General features: G+C 57.5%; 18 protein-coding genes. 10 read left to right on the top strand and 8 right to left on the bottom strand.

Going from position 1 to position 22448, the window contains the following annotated elements; genetic code table 11:
- Nucleotides 1–5: 5 nt before the first annotated feature.
- A complete protein-coding gene (locus VN622_05085) occupies nucleotides 6–1460 on the bottom strand; it encodes a cytochrome c biogenesis protein ResB (GenBank protein ID HWR35228.1) in 1455 nt (484 codons plus the stop codon).
- A gap of 572 nt (nucleotides 1461–2032) precedes the next feature.
- Between VN622_05085 and VN622_05090 the strand changes: the two genes are divergently transcribed.
- From VN622_05090 to VN622_05120, 7 genes are all read left to right on the top strand, one after another.
- Entirely contained in the window at nucleotides 2033–3448 is a 1416-nt protein-coding gene (locus tag VN622_05090; GenBank protein HWR35229.1) for a cytochrome c3 family protein, read from the top strand.
- A 2-nt stretch (nucleotides 3449–3450) separates the two neighbouring features.
- Complete coding sequence (locus VN622_05095; protein HWR35230.1) at nucleotides 3451–4734, top strand: SMP-30/gluconolactonase/LRE family protein; 1284 nt, start codon at nucleotides 3451–3453, stop codon at nucleotides 4732–4734.
- Between the two features lie 118 nt (nucleotides 4735–4852).
- On the top strand, nucleotides 4853–5872 hold the full coding sequence (locus VN622_05100) for a hypothetical protein (protein HWR35231.1): 1020 nt from the start codon (nucleotides 4853–4855) through the stop codon (nucleotides 5870–5872).
- A 74-nt stretch (nucleotides 5873–5946) separates the two neighbouring features.
- Nucleotides 5947–6978 (top strand): peptidylprolyl isomerase, encoded by a 1032-nt coding sequence (locus VN622_05105; GenBank protein ID HWR35232.1) that lies wholly within the window; start codon nucleotides 5947–5949, stop codon nucleotides 6976–6978.
- A gap of 340 nt (nucleotides 6979–7318) precedes the next feature.
- Nucleotides 7319–8833, top strand: coding sequence for a hypothetical protein (locus VN622_05110; GenBank protein HWR35233.1), 1515 nt, complete (start codon nucleotides 7319–7321; stop codon nucleotides 8831–8833).
- Nucleotides 8834–8889: 56 nt separating this feature from the next.
- The gene (locus VN622_05115) at nucleotides 8890–9918 is read left to right on the top strand and encodes a 6-bladed beta-propeller (GenBank protein ID HWR35234.1); all 1029 of its coding nucleotides are present in this window, start codon (nucleotides 8890–8892) and stop codon (nucleotides 9916–9918) included.
- Nucleotides 9918–11807: a cytochrome c3 family protein gene (locus VN622_05120; protein ID HWR35235.1), complete on the top strand. Its 1890-nt coding sequence runs from the start codon at nucleotides 9918–9920 to the stop codon at nucleotides 11805–11807. Before VN622_05115 ends, VN622_05120 begins: the two co-directional genes overlap by 1 nt.
- Nucleotides 11808–12003: 196 nt before the next feature.
- On the opposite strand, the gene VN622_05125 is transcribed toward VN622_05120, so the two are convergent.
- Together VN622_05125 and VN622_05130 are read right to left on the bottom strand one after the other, a co-directional pair.
- Nucleotides 12004–12636 (bottom strand): hypothetical protein, encoded by a 633-nt coding sequence (locus VN622_05125; GenBank protein HWR35236.1) that lies wholly within the window; start codon nucleotides 12634–12636, stop codon nucleotides 12004–12006.
- Nucleotides 12637–13006: 370 nt separating this feature from the next.
- Nucleotides 13007–13696 carry a hypothetical protein gene (locus VN622_05130; GenBank protein ID HWR35237.1) on the bottom strand — a complete coding sequence of 230 codons (690 nt, stop codon included), beginning with the start codon at nucleotides 13694–13696 and terminating at the stop codon, nucleotides 13007–13009.
- Between the two features lie 346 nt (nucleotides 13697–14042).
- Here VN622_05130 and VN622_05135 point away from each other — a divergent pair, with 346 nt between their 5' ends.
- On the top strand, nucleotides 14043–15380 hold the full coding sequence (locus tag VN622_05135; protein ID HWR35238.1) for an alkaline phosphatase family protein: 1338 nt from the start codon (nucleotides 14043–14045) through the stop codon (nucleotides 15378–15380).
- Nucleotides 15381–15480: 100 nt separating this feature from the next.
- On the opposite strand, the gene VN622_05140 is transcribed toward VN622_05135, so the two are convergent.
- From VN622_05140 to VN622_05150, 3 genes are all read right to left on the bottom strand, one after another.
- The gene (locus VN622_05140) at nucleotides 15481–15906 is read right to left on the bottom strand and encodes an Rrf2 family transcriptional regulator (protein ID HWR35239.1); all 426 of its coding nucleotides are present in this window, start codon (nucleotides 15904–15906) and stop codon (nucleotides 15481–15483) included.
- Nucleotides 15907–16000: 94 nt separating this feature from the next.
- On the bottom strand, nucleotides 16001–16867 hold the full coding sequence (locus VN622_05145; protein HWR35240.1) for an amidohydrolase family protein: 867 nt from the start codon (nucleotides 16865–16867) through the stop codon (nucleotides 16001–16003).
- 236 nt (nucleotides 16868–17103) lie between these two features.
- A complete protein-coding gene (locus VN622_05150) occupies nucleotides 17104–17466 on the bottom strand; it encodes a hypothetical protein (GenBank protein ID HWR35241.1) in 363 nt (120 codons plus the stop codon).
- 404 nt (nucleotides 17467–17870) lie between these two features.
- Between VN622_05150 and VN622_05155 the strand changes: the two genes are divergently transcribed.
- Nucleotides 17871–18947, top strand: a complete 1077-nt coding sequence (locus VN622_05155; GenBank protein ID HWR35242.1) for an SDR family NAD(P)-dependent oxidoreductase — start codon at nucleotides 17871–17873, stop codon at nucleotides 18945–18947.
- 384 nt (nucleotides 18948–19331) lie between these two features.
- On the opposite strand, the gene VN622_05160 is transcribed toward VN622_05155, so the two are convergent.
- Both VN622_05160 and VN622_05165 read right to left on the bottom strand, forming a co-directional pair.
- Complete coding sequence (locus VN622_05160) at nucleotides 19332–19913, bottom strand: hypothetical protein (protein ID HWR35243.1); 582 nt, start codon at nucleotides 19911–19913, stop codon at nucleotides 19332–19334.
- A 30-nt stretch (nucleotides 19914–19943) separates the two neighbouring features.
- Nucleotides 19944–20069 carry a hypothetical protein gene (locus tag VN622_05165; protein HWR35244.1) on the bottom strand — a complete coding sequence of 42 codons (126 nt, stop codon included), beginning with the start codon at nucleotides 20067–20069 and terminating at the stop codon, nucleotides 19944–19946.
- 447 nt (nucleotides 20070–20516) lie between these two features.
- Here VN622_05165 and VN622_05170 point away from each other — a divergent pair, with 447 nt between their 5' ends.
- Complete coding sequence (locus VN622_05170) at nucleotides 20517–22403, top strand: glycosyltransferase family 39 protein (protein ID HWR35245.1); 1887 nt, start codon at nucleotides 20517–20519, stop codon at nucleotides 22401–22403.
- Nucleotides 22404–22448: the final 45 nt, after the last annotated feature.

Genomic DNA, 22448 nt, shown 5'->3' on the forward strand with positions numbered 1-22448 from the left:
GTTACCTAAACTCCGGCCGTGGTTGTTGTCCGGCTCTCTGGTTGTGTGGGCGTCGCGTTTGCCTGCGTCTTCTCGATCTCGCGCCGGGTCGCTTCCACCAGCGCCTTGTAACGTTCTTCGAATCGTTCACGATTCTTGTTGAACGCGCCGCCGATCCAGAGCACTGTACCTTTGTCGCCGTTGTTCACGGCCACGGCCCAGAACCGCATGTGGACTACGTAGAACGCTATGGCGAGTCCGGCAGCCATCAGCAGCACGCCGGCCCAAACTGCCCACTGTCCTGGCTGGAACGAAACTTCCAGTCCGGTGAAGGGCTTCATCTTCATATCGGTTGCGCGGAAAGCGTAGGCGGACTTGTCGTCCTGCGCGAGATTCTCGACACGAGGCATGAGCCACATCTTTACTTCACTGCCGGCCTTGTCGAGGACTGCAAGCTGAAATGCTGGGTTCTCCGGACTGGTCGAGCGCGTGAATATCTCGTTGTCCTGCACATAAGCGTCGGGAACGAAGCGCACCAGCTTCACCGAAGTTTCGGCGTCCAGTTGTATGGGTTGGTCCAGAGCGAGACTGATCCTGCTGCTCTCGGTGTTGCCTTTAACAGTTGCGAGAAGTTCAACGTGGTCGAGCTTGCCGCTCGACCCGTAGCCAGCCTGGTAGAGGCGAATGCCTCTGTGTACCAGCGGATCGTTGACGACAATCTCTTTGCGCTTCACTTCCTGCCCGTTCTCAATGACGGCCAGCTTTGACCACCACTTTTTCGGGGTGCCGTCAGGGTAGTTCTCCTGGCCCGTGGCATCGCAACGAACCGAGAACGGGATCGTCTTTTTGACCTGTTGGTCGATCTGGCGGACCTCAATCTGATTGTTCGTTTCACCCGGAGTCAGCGAGAGATAGCCGCGATATCCGTACATTGCATCGAGGATGCCGCCACAGAAAATCAGTAACAGGCTGGCATGAACGATGTAGACGGCCATCACAGAAATGCGATTGCGCTCGGCAAAGAGCGATACGTCGTCGTTATCGACCACGCGCTCTGCGCGGAAGCCCAGGTGGCGGAACGCTCGCTCGGCCGCCTCGATGCCCTGTTTCCCGTCGCGGATCGGAATCTCCGTATGGTGAGGAAGCACGGCGCGAAAGTGCGGTTCCGGACGGCGGTACGGACGCGCGTAAAAACGCCACGCGTTTGGCCAGCGCTCGAGCGATGCAAAGATGATGCTCAGACTGACAAGCGTCAGGAGCAGTGCGAACCACCATGCATGGAAAACGTCCGTCAGGCCAAGCCGGTCCAGCCACATCAGCGTGTTGGGGGAGTATGCCCGCTGAATCTGTTCCAACTCCGACGTTGGCCGTTGCAAAATAAAGGTACCGATCGCCGAGAGGACTCCGACCAGAATAATGAGGATGATGCCGGTTCGCACCGAAGCGAATGTTTTATAGAATTTTTGCCAAAGCGAAATCACGAATCTGGCTCCTTCGCGTGCTGTTACTCTGAGTGCAAGTTGGAGTCCACAACCACATCTTGTTGCAAGTGCATGGGAGACGGTGACTTAGGTTCAGTCTAAAAGCGCTTGTACTAGGACACTGTGGGCCATATCACCCACAGCAGTGATCACCCGCACACTTTCCAACAGAGAACTCTGGGTTCGATTGTAGCTTCCTCAGACTCACGGGCCAACCTGGCCGAGAATGTCGTGATCCGCAAATCCCGATTCGACACTCCAGACATTATGCTTGAACAACTTGCCGCTTCCATGAGCCGAGATCGGTGCTACCTCTTGGCTCTCCGACGGCAAAAATCCCGCAGTGGGGCAAATACCGCGCTGACTCAAATGTGGGGTGGGGCATTTCACGATGTGGGTGTGGAGAAAAGCCCATTTCTGGAGACGGCAATCTCGGATTCCGGAACAGGAAGCAACATTTTCCTGTTTTGATTGTGCTTACCTTCAACAACTTAGCTTTATTTCCACAATGGAACCGAGTTGGCCTGTTCACGGCCATGCGTTTGCACAATTCACCTCGGCCGGAGGTAGTCGTGAAAAGGGTTTTTTTATCGATTGTTGTAATTCTCCTCATCGCAAGTACGGGCAAGTTGTACGCCGGCAAGCATCCAGTGCCTCTGGAGAAAGACATCGATGCTGCAAAATGCCTCGAGTGCCACGAAGACAAGTCCAAGGGCAAGTTTGTGCACTCGGCGATTGCCACTGGATGTACTAGCTGTCACGAAGTACGGGTTAACAAAGACGTTACTCGCGTAAAGCTCACGACCACTACTCCTCAAGCTCTCTGCCTCACCTGCCACGCCGACAAGAACGCCGCGGATATCAAAGGCACGGTTCACGCCCCGGCAGTCCGCGATTGCATCAAGTGTCACGACCCGCACACCGCCGAAAACAAGAACCAGCTCTTGAAAGCGGATATGGGCGACAAGACAACGAACCTTTGTCTGTCGTGTCACAAGACCGGCCTGGACGTTCCTGCGGAAGGAAGCAGGCATGCGGCGCTCGACATGGGTTGCTCCACCTGCCACATCACGCACAAGACGGGTGAAGCCGGCAAGCGCGAGTTCGACTTCCACCTGACCAAAGACGCTCCCGCCCTCTGCGTCGATTGCCACGATCCCAAGGACGACACGATCGCCAAGGCGCACAACGGCCAACCCATCGCCAAAGCTGATTGCCTGACCTGCCACGATCCACACCAGTCGAACGGCAAGAAGCTGGTTCAGAGGTTTGTGCATGCGCCGTTCAGCGATAAAGATTCCTGCGCCACCTGTCACGAGGCTCCGAAGGACGGCAAAGTTGTGCTGACGCAGGCCGAGCCGAAGGCCCTGTGCGTGACGTGTCATGAAGAGCAGGCGAAGAAGATTGAAACCGCGAAGGTTCAGCATCCGGGCGCAATGGGCAATTGCACGGATTGTCACAATGCCCATGCCGGCAAGTCGCAGGGATTCCCCAAGCCGGACGCAGTGAACGCCTGCCTCGCCTGCCACGCCGATCAGGCTGAACAGCACAAGAAGAAGCACCTGCATCAGCCGGCATTTGAACAGGGTTGCGCCACCTGCCACGAACCGCACGGCGGCGATAACGTTCATCTGCTGCGGGCGAAGACTACGAGCGCCCTCTGCATCGAGTGCCACGGTCCCGACGCGAAGCCGCAGAAGTTAGAGAAAGAGCACCTCGTGACGATTTTCGACGGCAAGGTGAGGCTGCCGGAAAACTACTTCGCGAAAGTTGCTCGGCTGCCCATCAAGTACGGCCTTGGTCACCCGGTGGAAAAGCACCCGGTTGTGGACCAGATGGATCCGACCGACGTAACCAAGCTCCGGGTAGCGATCAATTGCGCGACGTGCCATCAGCCGCATGCTTCCGCGCAGCCGGGCTTGCTTGTGAATGACCAGGCCAACAACATCGCGTTCTGCGCGAGCTGCCATAAGGATCTGGGGAAGTAGTGATGAGAGAAGCAGAGATGTTCACAGGTCATCAAGAATCGATTCGGCGCGGATTGGTAACGGCACTGGTGCTCGTCGGATTGGCGCTCCTGCTGAGCGTGCCGGCTGCCGTCCACGGCAAGGACAAGAAGTTCAAGAAGGAGGCCGTGCCGGAGAAGCCGCACTTCCTGGACGTGCTCGACTACTCGAAGATCGTGTGGCCGAATCCGCCGGCGATCACGCGGGTCAAGTACTTGAATTATTTTTCGGGCGAGAAGTTCAGGGCCGATCAACCGAAAGAGAAGAAGAAGGGAAGATGGATGGACCGGCTCGCCGGTGTGGCAGTCGGTGAGACTTCCAAGGCTGAAAAACCGCGCTTCCAGCTGATCATGCCCTATGGGATGGGCGTGGACTCCAAGAACCGCCTGTACATCGCCGACCGTAAGGTCAGCGCCGTCTTCATCGTCGATACAGAGACCTGGAAATTTGAACTCATCAAGAATGGCGTCAGCGCGCGCTTTGGAATGATTACCGGGCTCACGCTTGACGATAGCGACCGCCTATTTGTGGCCGATAGCGTGGCAAGACGTGTATTGGTCTTCGCGCCTGACCACAAACTGGAAGGCACAATCAGCGACGGCATGGCCGACCCCGGAGGGATGGCCATCGATAACGAGAACCGGTTCCTCTATGTAGCCGACGCGGAACTTGACCAGGTGCTGGTCTATGACGCCGATCCGCCATACAAGCTCTTGCGCAAGATCGGAACCACAGGGAAAGCCCACACCCTCACCGATCCGGGTAACTTCGGAAAGCCCACGAACGTTGCGGTCGATCAAGACGGTAACTTGTTCGTCTCCGACACATTCAACAACCGCGTCCAGATCTTCGACGCCGACGGCAAGTTTATCCGCACCTTCGGCAAGGCTGGTGACGGTCCGGGCTACTTTGCGCGGCCAAAGGGAATCGCCATTGATGGCGACGGCCACGTGTGGGTCGCCGACGGCGTGCAAGACCGCGTGCAGGTATTCACCCAGGAGGGGCAGTTGCTCCTCTGGATGGGTGGCCACGGCTTGCTTCCCGGACAGTTCAATACCCTCGCGGGGTTAGCGATCGACAAGAACAACCGGGTGTTTACTTCGGAGCAATATCCGGGACGGGTGCAGATGTTCCGGTATTTCACCGATGACGAAGCGAGGGCCGAAAAATCCAGGCGCGACGCCGAGCAAGAGAAAAAAGCTGCGGCCAGGGCAGGAGGAAAGCCCGCGCAGGCTGACAAGAGTTCAGAGGCGAAAGCTCAACCGTAGCGTCCGCCTCGATGTCACGAAGAGGTTTGGCTGTTCAGAAGACAGTCATAACGGAGCGAAGAGGTAACAGACTCCGCGCAGTAAAGCAGTCGCTGTACATATCAGGAGGTCTTTTAACATGAAGAAGATGATGATTGCTCTTTGCGTTCTGGCGCTTGCCAGCTTCGCATTGGCACAGAACCCGACCTATACATCTGGTTCGGGCATCACGGGCATCGACAAACTCGGAGCTCACCAGAACGGCGGACGCGGTTGTGTAGGTTGCCACGTCCCACACAGCGGCGCTCGCGGCAACGGCGGCAGCTCTCTCGGTACCCACGTAACCGACGCAACCACGGGCGACTTCGCTCTGTGGGGGCAGGACATGGGTCCGCTCTACGGCACGACGATTGCCACCGGTGACGGCGGTGCGTTTGACATCACGCTCCCCGCCGACTCTGAAACGGACGAGCATATAACCACGGGCGTCATGATGTGCCTTAGCTGCCACGACGGTAACGTGGCGAGGGGCGCCATGATGACGAATCACTCCTACGAGCAGTCGGCTGGTCTGTTGCCCGCGAGCTACGGCGCGGAGTGGATTCCGACCCTGCTCGGTGCCGATGGCACCGCTGCCGGCAACTACAAGAACGATCACCCGATCGGTCCGAAAGCCACCATGGACGCAGTGGGTGTTGCTAGCCGTCTTGAGCTGAAACTTGCCGCTGACGGAACCTGCAATAGCCACGGTACCCCGATCGATTGTCTGCAGCCGAAGGCTGGGGACGCTGCTTACCAGGCGTTCATCAACCACTACGGCTCCTTCCAGGTCACGCAGTCGACCGCTGCCTTCCCGGCCGGTGGCCGTGTCAGCCCGGTTGTGATCCCTGCTGGCGCGACGGATGCGAAGAGCGCGTACGTGGTTTGCACCACCTGCCACACTCCGCACTCGATGCACGTATTCAGCGGTACCGCTGCTGGCGTGAAGGGTACGTACCCGAGCTACTTCTTCGTATCAGCTCCTTACAACCCGGGCGCTCCGATTCCTGACGGCACCAAGGCTTCGTCCGCGACGCAGTTCTGCCGCCAGTGCCACTTCACCGGTGCGGGTGGTTCGAACGAAGGCAGCGGCATCATGAACGTCACCACGCAGTTCTAGTTGCTCTTACCCCTCAAGGGGAGGGGAAGCTCCCTCCCCTTGTTTTTTCTGAAGAAAGTCGTTCGAGAGGATTTATGAAATTGCAGTTCTGCACCGCCGCAGTCGTTCTGGTGGGGATCTCGGTCTCCGGCGCACAGGTCGCTTCCCACGCTCCAACAGGAGTCAAGGCGGAGATGAGCGCCAACGCCGCCAGCGCGAAACCCGGAATCCAGACAACCGGGAAAGCGGTGGCGCGGGTGAACGGCGCGGTGCTGACCGATCGAGACCTATTGCGCCAGATGTATGCCATCTTCCCATACGCGCGGCAGCACAACGGCTTTCCCAAAGACATGGAGCCGCAGATCCGCCAAGGCGCCCTCGACATGATCATCTTTGAGGAGTTGCTCTACCAGGAAGCGAAGCGCCGAAACGTGACGATTCCGCCTGCGCGCCTGGCCCAGGCCGAAGCCAATTTCCGCAAACAGTTCCCGAACAAGGAAATTTTTCAAGGCTATATGAATGTTGAACTGGGCGGCTCGAAACCAGCGCTGCGAGAGCTGATACGGCGCTCGCTGCTGATCGAATCGATGCTGAGGACCGAAATCACGGCGAAATCCACGGTTACACCAGCCCAGGCAAAGGCCTACTACGACAAGAACCCGTCACAGTTCAAACGGCCAGAGATGATTCACATACAGAGCATTTCCATCCTTCCGCCCAATAATGTTCCCGATGTCCTGAAGGAAGCGCGCGTTCGGGCCGAAGCAGCCGCGAAGCAGGCGAAGAATGCAAAGAGTTATCGCGCGTTTGGGTTATTGGCAGAGCAGATGTCGGATGACGACTACAGGGTCAATATGGGCGACCACAAGCCTGTGCCCCCGAGCAAACTCCCGCCGGAGATTGTGAAGGCCGCGATGACGATGAAGCCGGGAGACGTGAGTGACCTCATTCAATTAGGGAACGCCTACACCATATTCCGCCTACAGGCGCATCAGTTGCCGGGCAAGGTGCTATACGCGGAAGTAAAGGCGAAGCTGAGATCGGACTTGGAAAAAGAGAAGACGCAGAACATCCGTGCAACGCTCGGGGACAAACTGCGGAAAAACGCAAAGATCGAAAAGTTATAGGCGGACGGACCCGATGCACGGATATAGGAACAGAACAATTCGGCAGATTCGCCTATTGTTGGCAGTAGTGTTGCTCTTCTTAGCCCCGGCCAGCGCGCAAGTTGAGGTAGGCGAGAACCTCAAGATGAACCTGAACGGTTCACTTGGTTTTGGCTACGGAGGAGGATGGGGTGACTATGGCGGATCAAGCCATAGCAACAGTCTCATGGGGAGCGGGACACTATCCGGTTTCTATTACCACCCAAACTTTCTTTCCTTCAGCTTGCAGCCTCACTATAACCGCAGCCAAAACAATGGCGCTTCTCAATCGATTTTGAACAGTAGCGGCGTGAACGGGGCCATGAATTTGTTTAGCGGAAGCCGCTTTCCCGGTTCCGTGTCGTTTGGAAAAGAGTTCAACAACAGCGGCGAGTACGGAATTCCGGGTCTGGCAGGGTTGAACACCACCGGATCGGCGCGGAACTTCGGCGTCACGTGGAGCGCGCTCGTGCCAAAGCTGCCGAGCCTGACCGCAACCTTCAGCGATGCCAGCAACTCTTCGACAGTCTTAGGGACGGAAGGCGACGTACAGAGCTCGGCAAAGAATTTCAGCCTGGACTCCAGATATCTGCTAAGGGGTTATCAGTTAGGCGCTTATTACACTCATCAGAATATGGCTTCAAGTTTTCCCGGTTTTTTTGGCGCCGGGCCGACGGCGAGTGCCGGGACGACTTCGTCGTACGGAGTCTCAGCAAGCCATTCCTTGCCGCTCTCCGGCAGCATAGGGGCGTCCTGGGGGCGATCGACGTCAAGCAGCGAAGGCGACATCGAGCGGACAAACACGACAGATACGGCCACCGTTGGAGTGTCATTTGTGCCGTTTCGGAGGCTGAGCCTGAATGGCGATGTGAGGTACACCAGTAACCTATTCAACGCCATGCAGCAAAGCATTATCGACGCGGGCGGAGTGCCCATCTTTCTGGGTGACGGAAGCGCAGAGTCCCTGGTCTTCACCGGCAACACTTACCTCACGCTAGGTAAAGGTTTGTCCGTGAATGGTCACATCTCTCACCGCGAACAGAACTACTACGGCAAGCAGGTTTCAGACACGCAGTATGGCGGCACGGTGAACTACCGGTACGCCCGTCCACTTTTCGGGCTTCTCTATTTCAGCTTCGGAATGGTGAACAACGCGAACAAGTTCGGCAATACCAACCTCGGATTCGTCAGCAATGTGAGCGCGTCGCGCAAGTTCGGTCGTTGGGAAACCAGCGCGGATTTCGCCTACTCGCAGAACGTACAGACGCAGGTTGCACTGTTCACCACAAGTTCCTACAGTTACGGCGGGTTTGTCCGCCGGCGCTTGACGTACAGAACCTCCTGGCACGGTTCATACCGCGCAATGCGCAGTGCCTTGACACAGCGTGAGGGGGACGGCAACCTTTCCGAGACAATTTCAAGCGGACTAACCTGGAGAAGCTTCGGGGTGACCGGAGGCTATTCGCAGTCGCATGGAACCACGGTGTTGACGGCATCCGGCTTGTTGAATCCGACGCCCCTGCCGCCCAGCCTCATTACGAACGATTTCGTGGTCTTCAACGGCCGCAGTTACACAGTGGGCGTCAACGCGTCGCCACTCAAGAGAATGACGATTAGCGGGTACTACAGCAAGATTAAGAGCGACACGCTTTCGCACGCGCTGTTTTCGATGAACGATGGCGACAGGTTGACCAGCCAGTTGGAATACAGGCTTCGAAAGTTGTCGCTCCGAGCTGGTTACACGAGGACAGGGCAACTGGTGAGCGCTTCTGGTGCCCCTTCGACGGTAGTAAACTCGTACTACTTTGGTATCTCAAGATGGTTCAACGTTTTCTAAGCAGTGCTTGCACGGCAAAGCTGCGCAGTGCGGCTTGGATTCTGCCCTTAATTCTTTTGCTGTTGGCTCCTGCGCTGTCCGCTAAGCGTCAGAAAGTCCCAGCGCAGGTCTCACCTCCGGACCTGCTGTTGGAAGGCGGACGCAAGCTGACTTACGAACGCAGCTTCAGCTCCGAGAAGGACATTCGAGGCAACCCCGGCTTCTGGACGAAGCTGGTGGACGTAGTTGCCGGCGAGCCAGACTACAAGAAGATGGTGCGGCCGTATAGCGTGGCCGTGGATTCGCGCGGGCGGGTGATCGTCAGCGATCCGGGCATGACCGGAGTCCACATCTTCGACGTTGAGCGGCGCAAGTACAAGTTCCTGGAGAGAAAAGAAAAAAGCAAGGACCCTATGATCGAGCCGCAGTGCGTGGCCGTAGATGCGAAAGACAACATCTACGTCACGGACTCGAAGGCCGGCAAAGTGTTCATGTGGGATCAGCAGGGGAAGTACCTTGGAGTGCTTGGCAGTCTTAAAGGCGGAGAGGGCTTGTTCAAGCGTCCTACGGGAATCGCGATCGACACACAGACGCAACAGATCTACGTGACGGACACGCTGCGCGACAAAATCTACGTGCTCGACTCGAACGGACAAACCTTGCGGACAATCGGACAGCGCGGCAGCGGCGACGGCGAATTCAACTTTCCGACCGAAATTCTGATGAGGGACGGCGTGCTGGCCGTGGTGGACGCGATGAACTTCCGCGTGCAGATGTTCGATCGCAACGGCACGTACAAGGGAGCGATCGGCAGCCTGGGCGACAGGGCCGGCGGACTGTTCCGTCCGAAGGGAATCGCGCTGGATTCGGAAGCGCACATATACCTCGTCGAAGGCATGTGGGGAGTGGTACAGGTCTTCGACCGCACAGGACAACTGCTGTACACGTTTGGCGGGCGCGGCACGCGGCTCGGGGAGTTCCAATTGCCAGCAGGATTGTTTATCGATCAGAACGACCGCGTGTACGTGGCGGACTCATTTAATCAGCGGATTCAGGTGTTCCAATATCATGGAGTGAAAGTAAAGGCGGAAGGAGCGAAACAGTGATGCGCGTTGCTTCAGCCTTATTGCTCATGATGCTGCTGCTGATCACGTTTACTGCCGCGCAGAACGAAGGCCGCGACATTCTGGGCGCACACGACCTTTCAAGCGGCGCATCGCCAGTCAGTGGCTCGATGTCTGCGGCGTGTTTGTACTGCCATGCTCCGCATTCCGGCATCGGCAAGGGGCCACTTTGGGGACAGACACTGTCTTCGCAGACATACTCGATGTATAGCAGCGAGACGATTCGAAACACGACGGTACAGCCTGTTCTCGGCGAGACGAGCACGCTTTGCCTTAGCTGCCACGATGGAACCGTCGCGCCAGGACAGATGGTGCCCTACGGCAAAGCCCAAATGTCCGGTACGATGACGAGCATCCTGAGCACTAAGCTGGAGGGCTCTCATCCGTTCAGCCTCAAGCTCCCGATACAGGACTCGGCAACACTCGTGCCGAGCATTGCCGCGACCCAGACTACGGCCGACTCCACACACTCCGTTAAGTTGATCAAGGGTAACGTCGAGTGCACGAGCTGTCATAATCCGCACAACCAGGGCATCGACAAACGTTCGATGACGTTCCTAGTGCGAGACAACGCCAACGGGGCGCTCTGCCTTTCCTGCCATGAGACCAAGCCGCGCACCGTGAACGCCCGGGAGAATGCGCTGGCGCAATGGACGACAAGCATACACGCCAACTCGGCCGCACAGGTCGCTCCAACGGCTGGGTTGGGCGGTTACTCCACTGTGGCTGAATTCGCCTGTTTATCCTGCCACGTCACACACAATGCAAGTGGCACAGCAGGCCTGCTGCGCAATCCGGTGCCGCCGGCCGCCAACATCGACAGCACCTCGCAGAGCTGCATCATGTGTCATAACGGCAGCGATAAGTTGCTGCAGCCAGTCGCAAACGTGTTCGCGGAGTTTGAGAAGAAAGGCCATCCGTTCCCGACTGGCGGCAACACGCATTCTCCCTCGGAACCAGTGGTTCTTGTTCAAAATCGCCACGCAACCTGTGTCGATTGTCACAACGCGCACATTGCCAACCAGGTGACGACATTCAGTGCCGCTCCCGGCCTTCGGCCATCCCAGAATGGAGTCGCGGGCGTTGCGGCAGACGGTTCGAGTCTGACTGGAATGGCGACCAAGCAGTACGAAAACTGCCTTCGCTGCCACGGAAACAGTTCGGGCAAACAGTCTCTCGCAATTTACGGCTACTTGCCTTCGCGCGCGGTATTTGCCGGCGATCCGCTAAACCTGATTACACAGTTCGACATTACTGCGGCCTCGAGTCATCCGGTAATGAGGGACAGCACGTCAACATCACAGCCCAGCCTGCTGGGTTCTATGTGGGATCTCTCCGGGAACATACAAAATCGCGCCATGGGGACGCGCATCTTCTGTACCGACTGTCACAACAGCGACGATAACCGGGAGTTTGGAGGGACCGGGCCGAACGGACCTCACGGATCGAAGAACGACCACATTCTTGAGCGTCCCTACACCTTCAGCCAGGTGGCGGCGGGGACGTGGCCAAGCGGAGGGCCGGGCAGTCTTGTGATTAACCTGACTCCGAATCCCGCGCTGGACCCGGGTAGCGGCGGACCTTATTCAATGTGCGCCAAATGTCACAACCTGAACAATGTTGTGTCCGACGTAAGCTTCAGCAAACACAGCAAACACATCCTCACTGGCATTTCATGTTCTGTGTGTCATAGCGCGCATGGCGTGCCTGCTGCGGGTGCTGGTTCGGGGCAGCGCCTGATTAACTTCGATGTAAATGTGGTTCGTCCCAACAACGGCGTGCTCTCTTATGACCGCAGCACTAACACCTGTACGCTGACCTGTCATATGGTCGACCACGAACCCAACGGCACAGTGACGCCTGCCAATTAACAACGGGCGTCGCTGCTTTCTGTAACGGTATCGCTGGCCGGCAAGACGTTTGCGAATAGGCGCCGTAGGTCTTCAGGGGCAGACGCTCTAACAAAAATGCCAACTCCGGCGTGCGGTAGTTGGCATTACCAATGCTCAGATTTTGAGTCGCAACACTTGCGTTCGTTCCTGCTTACGCAATGACCTCTGAACCCTCTTACTTGCCAGAGCGCGTTTCAATCTGTTCCTGCGCGCTTGCAATCATCGCTTCGACTTTCGCGCGTTGCGGGTGATTCGGGTTTGCCTTCAGCATCTTCCGCCACGCCGCGATTGCTGCTTTTGGGTTTGATTCAGTCTGCAATTTCACGAGGCCAATGTTGACGAGTGCATCTCCGTAGCCGGGATCGATTCTCAGCGCGCGATCCCAGGCATCGAGCGCCTTATCGTCCGCCCCCGCGAAGTGGTACGCACCACCGAGCGTCGTGAGAACTCGCGCATCGGGCTTGATCTTCACTGACTTTTCGAAATACTCAATCGACGTTTGGAATTGGCGCGCATAAAGGTAAGCTTTGCCAACTTGCACCAACAAATCCGGATCATTGGGGTTCGCCTCCAGCTTTGCGAGAAGCGGTTCGGTTTGCTTGTCCGCCATGTGTTTCAGCTGGTCAGGTGTCGGCTGGATTGCGGAGGCCTCTGGTGGAAGCTCATGCACATGCTGGTGGGGATCCGAAGGAACTGCGGCCGGTGTCGCGGGTCCGTGAATAAGATAGCCGCTAGTAATTCCGAGTAGCAGGCAAATGATCGCAAGGCCGTATGCCTGAGTGTTACTCCACCGCTTCTGTGAATTCATGTCAATTTCCACCGGATCTCCAATCAGTTCCGCACGTCACGGCGATAACGACGCACAGTTCGGGTGAACTGACGCGAGGCGCTGGTGTACACGGCACAATAATCCAACGTTGGCAATTGCACTCGCAATGCCAAATTCCGCAAGACGAAATGTGGATGTTATCCCAGTCAGTTCAGCAGCTTACGACGGAATGTCGAATTCAACTTTGACCCACTGTGAAGGTTTTCGCCGCAGCAGGCGTCTTTTGGCGCGGCAAACGCGTCTTTTGGCGCGGTCTTCCCGATGAAATTCAGGGTCCATAAGTTCGGAGCACATTGAAAAAGCCTACGTGTAGAGACGTAGGCTTCTTCTAAATCGACTAATCTGTCGTCTATTGGATCATTGCCGGCTTATCGGTTTTCGTGCCGGGTTTCATCGTGGTGTGCTGTTTAGCTTTGACGATGAGTTCCTGCACCTTCTCGCGATTTTCGTAGGTCGGGTTCTTGTCGAGCAACTTCTGCCAGTCTGCGACGGCACCTTCGATGTCCATCTTGCCTTGCCATTTCACTATCCCGCGATTGAGCAGCGTGTTCGCCTTGGATGGTTCAGTCTTCAACGCCGTGTCGAACTCTGCGATCGCTTTGTCGGCATCACCCAGGTACCAGAAAGCTGTGCCAAAGTCTGTGCGAACCGATGTATTCTGCGGCGCGATCTGAAGTGAGCGGCCGTAATACTCGGTTGCAATGTTGAAGACCTGCGCGTCATAGTAAGCGTTGCCGATTTCAGCCAGCAGTACCGGATCGTTCGGGGTGGTATTGAGCTTGGCGAGAAGCGGTTCTACCTGCTTATCGGCCATGTGCTTCAACTGCTCAGGAGTGACCTGCCCACCGTTCATGCCCATGCCAGCCGGAGCCTGTTGCGTAGCGGTAACCGGTGATGCGGTCGTACTCGCCGAACCGCGCAGGAAGTAACCTACTGCAATCCCGGCTACGAGGCAGATGACGGCGAGAATGTAGCCCTGGGTTGGGGTCCAGTTTGCATTGGACGTTGGGTTTGTCGAACCGTTAGTGCCTGTGGCCATCTTGCTTCTCCTTCATCATGAGTACGCCGCGCTGGTCTGCTAGGGACAGGGACAGACTACGACCTTCCGATTGCGACCAAATGATACCAACTTCATAACACCTGCCACTGTGATATGCCTCACAAAAACATGGCGTTCACCTGGAAGCGAGTTCGTCTAATCGCGAAGCCGCGCCAATAACTATCCGCAATATAAAGGTGGCGCACGAGCGTCAGTTCGGACGGCGTACGGCGTAGGCCAGAGCTGTGCGTGTAAGCTCCCGTCCGGAGAGGCCGGATATCGGGCAACACAGCAGCGCAGGAAATTCATCATAGGCGTGTTCCGAAATAATCGGGGGCTGATACTGATGATTAGAATTTTCTCGTTCTTTCTGCTGGCTGGAGCTCTTGTCCTCTCGGGCTGCGGAGGTGACAACGGCAATGGCGGCTCTGGCAGCAATAGCACTCCTGCAACTCAGGCCGCTCTCAAACAGAACGTCAATCACATCATTTTCATGTTCCAGGAGAATCGTTCGTTCGACAGCTACTTCGGCCAGTTGAATGCGTATCGGACCGCGAACGGATTTGGCGCAGACGTGGACGGACTCGATAGGGTTGTCAATCCATCGAATAAAACACGAGACGGTAGCTCGACGATTGCTTCATTCAAATTGCTCACCGCATGTACGGAGAATGTCAGTCCGGCCTGGAGCGAGAGCCATGTGCAGCGTAATCGCAACACGCCGGACATCACCAATCCGGCGACCATGGATGGTTTTGTCCTCAGTGCTGCGGGGTACGCTGCAGCGAATGGGTTGAACGATCTGGTAGGTCAGCGCGCGATGGGTTACTACGATCAGGATGTTTTGCCCTTTTACTACTTCATGGCCACCAACTTCGCCACATCGGATCGCTGGTTTTCTCCCGTACTGTCCAAGACAGAGCCGAACCGTCTGTTCGGCCTTGCCGCGACTTCCGACGGCTGGACGGCCGTGCCTCAAGCGGTGCTTTCACAGAAAACGATCTTCCACCTGATTCAAGACGCAGGCGTTACATGGAAGGTGTACACAACAGACCCGGGCTTAACATTCCTCACTTATTTCCAGCCATTCGCTACAAATCATGCGGACAAGATTGTTCCGGTTTCGCAGTACTTCACGGACCTGAACAATGGCACGCTGCCATCAGTCGTGTTGATCGAAGGTGGTTATTCGTCTGGTCTTGATGAACATCCGAAGAATAATGTGCAAACCGGTGCGGCGCACGTTGCTCGCCTTCTCGACGCTCTTATGAAGAGTTCTTCGTGGAAGGATTCCGTTTTTCTCCTGACCTACGACGAGGGGGGCGGACTCTACGACCATGTGCCGCCTGCGCCCGCTGCGAACCCGGACGGCATCGCACCGAAACTACAGGGCGAAACGATTACCAACTTCGCAGATAACTTCTCGATGACGGGCTTCCGCGTCCCCTTGATCGTGATATCGCCATTCACGCGCAAAGGGTACGTGTCCCACGCGACGGCTGACTTCACGGCGATCCTCAAGTTCATCGAGATGCGTTTCGATCTGCCGAATCTGAATGCTCGCGATGCGGCGCAGCCCGACATGCTCGAATTTTTCGACTTCAGCAATCCGCCATGGGCGACACCGCCACAGCTACCTGCGCAGCCGGTCAGTGCACCTTGCTACTTCAACGCGCTGCCGTGACATAGCTGTGCCGTAACGCAGACATCTACAAAAACGCGCGGCCTGCCTGCCCGAGATTTTTGCGCGCGAAGTCTGGAGGTGAATTGCTGGGATTAGGCTTCTATGTAGCTCGCGCAACTCGCGCGGCCGTTAAGTGGGAGATGTCGGCCAGTGTTGTCGTTTGCAGAAACTTCAGATAGCTGATGCTAACCTCTCGCCAGGCAGCATGTGCCGCGCACGCTGTGACATCAGAACAACCACCTCGCCCAAGTATGCATTCCGGTCTGACCGTGCGGCCTTCGAACAGCTCTACGACTTCGAGCAGGCGTATCGCTTCGGGTGTTCTCATCAGACGATAGCCGCCACCGCTGCCTCGTATGGCACCGACGAGTCCGGCATTGCGTAACGACAGCATCACTTTTGAGAGATACTTGCCGGGCACACCGGTCGCCTCAGAAAGATCGCGGCCCAGCATCGAGGTGCCGCGTGGGAGGCGAGCAAGTTGGCTGAGTGCGCGAAGTGCGTATTCCGATGTTGCCGAAAACATCCGATACCTCTGGTCTCAAAGCGCCAGCGTTTTACCCGGCGGCCACCTTAGCAAGAATAAAATCTGTAACTGCCATGCGCATTTCGCACGGCCGTTAGCGTTCCGCAACAGCGATCGGGTTTGCATCTCTCCAGGGTTGCGCCGACGCGCGATCAAGGCGGAAAACACGTACGGCATTGTCATGCAAAAATTTCTGGAGTGTCGTTTCGTTCAGTCCGGCTGTGTGAAGAGAAGTCAGAACATCGTGCCAGGGCCGACCGTTGCTGCCCCACATACATCGGCCCATGCCCGCCCACAGATCCAGCCAATCGCAAACGCTCTCGCTCGCGTCCAAGCCATTGAAGGCCACGTACACCTGGTCGCGTTGCTCGCACAGCCTGGTCGCCACGCCCGCATCCATCGCACCGGACCATGCGGCAACGAGGGTTACTTCGGGGAAGTCTGCCGCTATCTGCTCCAGTTCGGACGGGTGTGCGACTTGTCCGCTCAGCCCTACCTGCGTCATCACCGGCACATTGAGTTCGACGCATCGCGCATAAAGCGGATACATGCGAGCGTGACCGAGCGCCACAGTGGAATTCTCCGTGGGCACGTACACACCGCGCATGTCCTGCATCCTCACGGAAGCGCTCAATTGCAGCAGGCTTTCACTGATTGCGTAAGGGTTGTAGCCGGCCAAACCTGCGAAGCGATGAGGCGCGGCTGCGATGTAGTTCACAATCTCGTCTGTTTGTATTTCACCGCACATCCAGTGCCGCTCGCACGTCCACTTTCTGCATGGCGAGAGCAGTACCTGTGTCATGCCGAACCCGTCCATTCGCTCTAAGAGCGAGGCCGGTGTTTCGGAGCATTCGACTGAAGGTGCTGCGCGTTGTTCGGAAGCCTCGATCGAGAGCCGAGCCTTGTCGCCCGCCCGAGCTTCGGGGGAATACAAGCAATCGATGATGGGGAAGTTGGCCATAGGAATAGCGCCTCCACACTGCGGCACTATCGAGGGTAGTAAGTAAGTAACACCCGGGGCGGTGATGGCAATCACTCCTCTCCGTGAGAGCAGTCACCAGGCTGGCCATTCGCCCGTGCATGCGCAGGAAAGAGAGCCGTCATCCTGGACGAAGCCAGGAAAGATGCACTCGTAAACAGCTTGAGGCGCAGCCTGAGCTGCGCCTCGCTGGCAGCACTTCCTCGGTAGGTGGTTGTCTATTTGGGGTTCTGGTCAGGGTTCTGGTTTCCGGTTCCGGAAGTCGTGCCGCTGGAAGAGCCAGTCGTGTTGGATGTCGAGCCGCTCATCGCGCCGCTAGTTCCGGACGCGCCGCTCGTGCTAGTTCCCTTGTGTTTCTTGCTCGACTTACGCGCATGGTGACGCTTTTTCTTCGTTGCATTCGTATCGCTGCTTTGTGTTGTTCCACTTGTGCCCTGGGAAGCACTGGGGCTGCTGGTGCTCTGCGCTTCACCAGTGCTTCCGCTTTGTTGGGTGCCTGTGCTGGAGGTACCCGCAGACTGCGCAATGGCAAAGCTGCTGCCGAGCAGCAGTACAGATGTGGCGAGTAAAGCCTTCTTCATGGAATCTCCTAAGGGTGGTTACGGCTTTGGTTATCGAAGTAGGCGTAGTCCGTTAGAGCACTGCTGTCATGAAGTGGTTGGTCACAATCTTCTGGGCACCGTGGTGGCGTCTTCCAACTCACCCTGAAGCGCGGCATCTAAGGGGCTCTTAAGGGAGAAATGTGCCGGAAGCCCTGACACTCACGGTCGTTGTCGGAATGGGACACTCGCGCAATGCATTGCATCAAGTGGGGAGATTCTCAGCGGCCGTGTTCTCCGGACATATCAACTCTTTTCGTTATGCCTGTTGGCTTGCCGTTGCCATCCTTACATCATGGGTGGAGTCACGTTTGTTACGGTTCTCAATTTCGGGCATGTGAACGAGTGAGCTTTCAGCCCTGCGCTTCGTGCGCCTTGGAGAGATTATGAGATTTCGACTTCCGTCATCCCGTTTCGTTGCACTTTCCGCAGCCGGACTGGCAGCAGGTGGGGCAGTCGCCGGCGTAGGCATGGCGCTGGCCGGCCGCGCGGCGTGGAACTACATGCGCGCGACAGACCTTCGCGGGCAGGTGGTGCTCATCACGGGTGCCTCGCGAGGGCTCGGCTTCGCCATGGCGCAGGAGTTTGCCGCACTCGGTTGCAGGCTGGTCATCTGCGCTCGAAAAGAAGACGAGTTGGAGTGGGCCGCCGAGGACTTGCGGCGGCGCGGTCCTGGAGTGCTGGCTATCCGCTGTGACGTTGCCAATCGCGACGACGTGAACAAGATGGTCGAGCAGGCCACCGCGCATTTCGGCGGCATCGATGTGCTTGTGAACAATGCCGGCGTGATCGCCGTGGGACCCATCGAATGCCAATCTATCGAAGACTTCGAAGAAGCGATGAACGTAATGTTCTGGGGAGTTGTATATCCGACGCTCGCTGTCTTGCCGCAAATGAGGGCGCGCCGCAGCGGACGCATAGCGAACATCACATCAATCGGAGGCAAGATCAGCGTTCCGCACCTCGTGCCTTACGGCTGTGCCAAGTTTGCTGCCGTCGGCTTCTCCGAAGGCCTCGCCGCGGAACTCGCTAAGGACAATATCAAGGTCACGACCGTCGTGCCGGGCCTCATGCGCACGGGATCGCATGTGAACGCAGAATTCAAAGGTGACAACCGCGCCGAATTCACCTGGTTCAGCCTGGGAGCAGCGACCCCTGTGACGGCGATAGGTGCGCGCCGTGCTGCGCGATCCATCGTTGCAGCCGTCCGTCGCGGTACGCCGGAAGTCATCCTGGGTGTCCCTGCGAATATCGCTGCGCGAGTGCACGGCATCTTCCCCGGAGCCACAATCTCGGCGCTTGGGTTGGTGAACCGATGGATGCCGGGTACGGGCAGTTTCGACAAGAGTCGCCATAGCGGCGCAGAAAGTGAAAACGCGATCTCCAGATCGTTCGTGACTAAGCTGGGACGCGACGCCGGGCGTGAGCTTCATCAATATCCGGCGCAGCGCGTCGCCGGCTGATCTCCAGCGCTGGCAATGCTGGGCGGGCACCCGGCCACGGCGACGTTGCCGATGGCTTTGACTCTGTGGCTGCTGTGACCCCGTAGATGCTCTGTTGCAGATCGCTCTCGTGACCGTACCGTACTGGCCCACGCGCTCGGCAGTGGGCGCATCGTATGGCATGTGTGCTAAGCCGTGGAGAGATGGCAAGGTCTAGCCGGCTACAAGCACCGGGTCAATAACGAGTTGAGGAGCGGTTGCTATGGCATCACGAGCATCAGCAAAGACGACTACCGAGCACGACGAGATTCGACAGTGGGCGGAAGAGCGCGGCGCAAAGCCTTCCTGCGTTCGCGGCACAGGCGGCGAAGGCGATATCGGGATGTTGCGACTTGATTTTCCCGGTTACACGGGCGGCCAGTCCCTGGAGGAAATTTCCTGGGATAACTGGTTCCAGAAGTTTGATGAGCGTGGACTCGCACTGCTGTACCAGGACACGACAGCGCGCGGCCAGAAGAGCAACTTCAACAAGTTGATTGCAAGGGAAACCGCCGAGGCGCGGGCAGAGGGCGACACGAAAGCAAGCCTACGCTCCGTACGAGGCCGCGCATCTTCACAGGCCAAGCGTAGTGCTTCAGCTACCGGAGGCACCGTACGTCGTACTTCCGCCAGTTCGGGTCGCAAGCGCGCGGCGAGCGGTTCTCGCTCGACGGCTTCGAAGAGTACGGGGACCCGGCGCTCGGCGACCGCCTCGGCGCGAAGCAGTTCAAGGACGGGTTCATCACGTGCCAAGTCGCGTACGATGTCCGGCAAGCGCACGCGCGCGAAATCCGCTCCGCGTAGCGCGTCCAAGACGACTCGCGCAGCAAGCTCCCGCCGCGCATCTACACGTACCGCGTCTACGCGTGGCGCATCCGCGCGGAGGGGTTCCAGCGTGGCGCGCACGTCTGCGAAACGAACTGCTTCAGCAACCGGCAGGGCTGCCACAAGCCGCCGCCGTTCTGGTGCAGCGCGCACTCAGTCACGTGCCGGCACACGTTCTGCAAGTTCACGTTCGGCGTCGAGCCGCTCGGCGCGCAGCACCGGTACGCGAAGCCGCCCGGCCAACACCGCCACGCGAAAAGCCAATGTCACTTCGATCAAGCGTGGCGCAACACAATCACAATCGCGATCGCGAGGCCGTGGCCAGATGCAGAAGGCAGCGTGATGAAGGTTGTGTGGCTCCGAACTGCGTGGCTACGAACTGTATGGCTACGACAAGATGAAGGCGATGAAGTTCCGGTTCCGCCCGATGAGCCCGGTGACCCACCGGTGAAGGAACCTCCCGACACTCCCATCAGCGAACCGGGAGGCCCTGTCCGCGAGCCAGGAACCAAAACGCCGCAGCACGTGTAATGTGCGGCATGTTCTCGGCGTCGTGGCGCACAAGGAAGGGCGGTCGCTTCCTCGGTTCGTCCCTGGCACAGCCGTACTTGTATGGCTAACCCTGTTCTTGAGCAGCATTGCCAGCAGTATTGCCGGATTCGGAAGCGGCGCAACCAGCGGCGAGCAAGCTGGAGCAGTGCCGTATAATCATCAATCCGGTCATAAATGATGCATTCGTCGATAACTGCTCAGGAACAGCCATCGGTCAGCGCTTTAGCGCCGAATTTCGCACAATCAAGATCGCGGCGAAAGACGTATCTGCTGCTGATCATCGCGGTCTGGGCCTTTCTTTACATCCCTGGCCTCTTCACCCCGGCACTGCTCGATGACGCCGACTCGGTGCACGCGGAAGCATCGCGCGAGATGGTGGCACGGGGCGACTGGGTGACGCTGCGCATCAACAACGGCATTCGTTATCTGGAAAAAGCTCCGCTGATGTACTGGGGCATGGGCGCGAGTTTCAAAGTCTTCGGCGTCTCGGAATGGTCGGCGCGCTTGCCCCTGGCGCTCGGCATGCTCGCTCTGCTTTTGGCTACGTATCGATTGGGCCGACGAACGATGGGCGAAACCGCAGGTTTATATGCCGCTCTCGCTCTCGGAACATCATTCGGCCCGTACATCTTTACGCGAATTCTCATCCCGGACATTCTTGTCGGACTCTGGTTGACGCTAGGTTTCGATTTCTTCCTGCAAGGCTTGGAAGAGGAGCGACCGTCGCTCGTGTCCTGCTGGGGGCTTGCGGCGGCCGCAGCGCTCAACGTGCTGACCAAGGGTCTTATCGGCATTGTTTTTCCGGCGGGTATCATCTTCCTTTACTTGCTGCTTACCAGCAATCTTCGGCACCTGCTCCGTATGAGGCTCGCCTCCAGCTTTGCGGTTTTGCTGGCCATCGCTGCGCCCTGGCACATTCTTGCCGGTCTTCGGAATCCTGCCGCTGGAGAATCCAAAGGGTTCTTCTGGTTCTATTTCGTTAACGAGCATTTCCTGCGGTATCTCAACAAGCGCTTTCCCAAGGATTACGATACGGTGCCATTCCCGCTTTTCTGGGGCATGATTCTTGTCTGGCTCATGCCGTGGAGCGCATTCCTGTTCAAGGCGTTTGGGCAGGTTCCGCACCGTTTGCGGGAGCTTTCTCGTGGTTTGGATAAGGCAGGCAGAGCGCGGCTGCTCTTCGCCATCTGGGCCGGGGTCATCCTGATATTCTTCAGTTTCTCCAGCCGGCAGGAGTACTACACGATTCCTGCGCTGCCTGGCTTGGCGCTATTGCTCGGCGGGTGGCTCGCCGATGAGCAGAACTCCATCGTCGGGAGCAAACTGCGCAAGAGCGGTCAGCGCGTTTCGTCCGTGGTGCTCGGCATTGCTGTGCCCCTGTTCCTGGTTGCAATGCTTTTCCTCTGGTACTCGGAGGCCGTACCGCCTGGCGCGAATCTCTCGGACATCCTGACGAAGAACCCCGAGAAGTACGCGCTTTCGTTCGGACACATCTTTGACCTCACGCCGCAAGCAATGGGGATGTTCCGCCTGCCGCTGGCGGCGTCCGCGATTGCGCTGCTGATTGGCGCGGCGCAGATGTGGTGGTTCCGCCGTAAAGGACATATTCGCGCCAGCAATGCTGCTGTTGTTTGCATGATGCTTGTCTTCCTGCAATGCGCGCACCAGGGCCTGGTCATTTTTGAGCCTGTGCTCTCGTCCAAGCAGCTTTCGCGCTCGCTGGAAAAGGTCTACGCGCCCGGCGACGTTATCGTAATTAATGGCGCTTACGAAGATGGCTCAACGCTGAATTTTTACGGAAACTTCCAGTTGCACGTGCTCAACACTCGCACGAACGGGAATCTTTACAATGGATCCCTGTTTCCGGACTCGCCTGCAATCTTCGAGGACAACGCATCGCTCGATCGTCTATGGAAGAGCGATAGACGCATTTTCCTGTGGACGGAAGAAGATAAGATTCCTGAGCTCATCAAGCGCCAGTCGCAGTTCCTGATTGCGAGTGCTGGCGGAAAATTGATTTTGAGTAATCACGACGGCGACATTATTCGTCCCGCAAGATGATCGCAGTCGCCCCCGGGGGCGGTCTGCGAAATGCGCTCACTATAA

This window comes from Clostridia bacterium, from assembly GCA_035561135.1.
Taxonomy (GTDB): domain Bacteria; phylum Acidobacteriota; class Terriglobia; order Terriglobales; family Acidobacteriaceae; genus DATMYA01.

Bases quoted from the DNA above. Each gene is read 5' to 3' on its own strand.
- VN622_05155 (HWR35242.1), top strand. From the start codon at position 17,871: ATGAGATTTCGACTTCCGTCATCCCGTTTCGTTGCACTTTCCGCAGCC.
- VN622_05120 (HWR35235.1), top strand. From the start codon at position 9,918: ATGCGCGTTGCTTCAGCCTTATTGCTCATGATGCTGCTGCTGATCACG.
- VN622_05110 (HWR35233.1), top strand. From the start codon at position 7,319: ATGAATTTGTTTAGCGGAAGCCGCTTTCCCGGTTCCGTGTCGTTTGGA.
- VN622_05135 (HWR35238.1), top strand. From the start codon at position 14,043: ATGATTAGAATTTTCTCGTTCTTTCTGCTGGCTGGAGCTCTTGTCCTC.
- VN622_05095 (HWR35230.1), top strand. From the start codon at position 3,451: ATGAGAGAAGCAGAGATGTTCACAGGTCATCAAGAATCGATTCGGCGC.
- VN622_05145 (HWR35240.1), bottom strand. From the start codon at position 16,867: ATGGCCAACTTCCCCATCATCGATTGCTTGTATTCCCCCGAAGCTCGG.
- VN622_05170 (HWR35245.1), top strand. From the start codon at position 20,517: ATGATGCATTCGTCGATAACTGCTCAGGAACAGCCATCGGTCAGCGCT.
- VN622_05100 (HWR35231.1), top strand. From the start codon at position 4,853: ATGAAGAAGATGATGATTGCTCTTTGCGTTCTGGCGCTTGCCAGCTTC.
- VN622_05140 (HWR35239.1), bottom strand. From the start codon at position 15,906: ATGTTTTCGGCAACATCGGAATACGCACTTCGCGCACTCAGCCAACTT.
- VN622_05130 (HWR35237.1), bottom strand. From the start codon at position 13,696: ATGGCCACAGGCACTAACGGTTCGACAAACCCAACGTCCAATGCAAAC.
- VN622_05125 (HWR35236.1), bottom strand. From the start codon at position 12,636: ATGAATTCACAGAAGCGGTGGAGTAACACTCAGGCATACGGCCTTGCG.
- VN622_05105 (HWR35232.1), top strand. From the start codon at position 5,947: ATGAAATTGCAGTTCTGCACCGCCGCAGTCGTTCTGGTGGGGATCTCG.
- VN622_05150 (HWR35241.1), bottom strand. From the start codon at position 17,466: ATGAAGAAGGCTTTACTCGCCACATCTGTACTGCTGCTCGGCAGCAGC.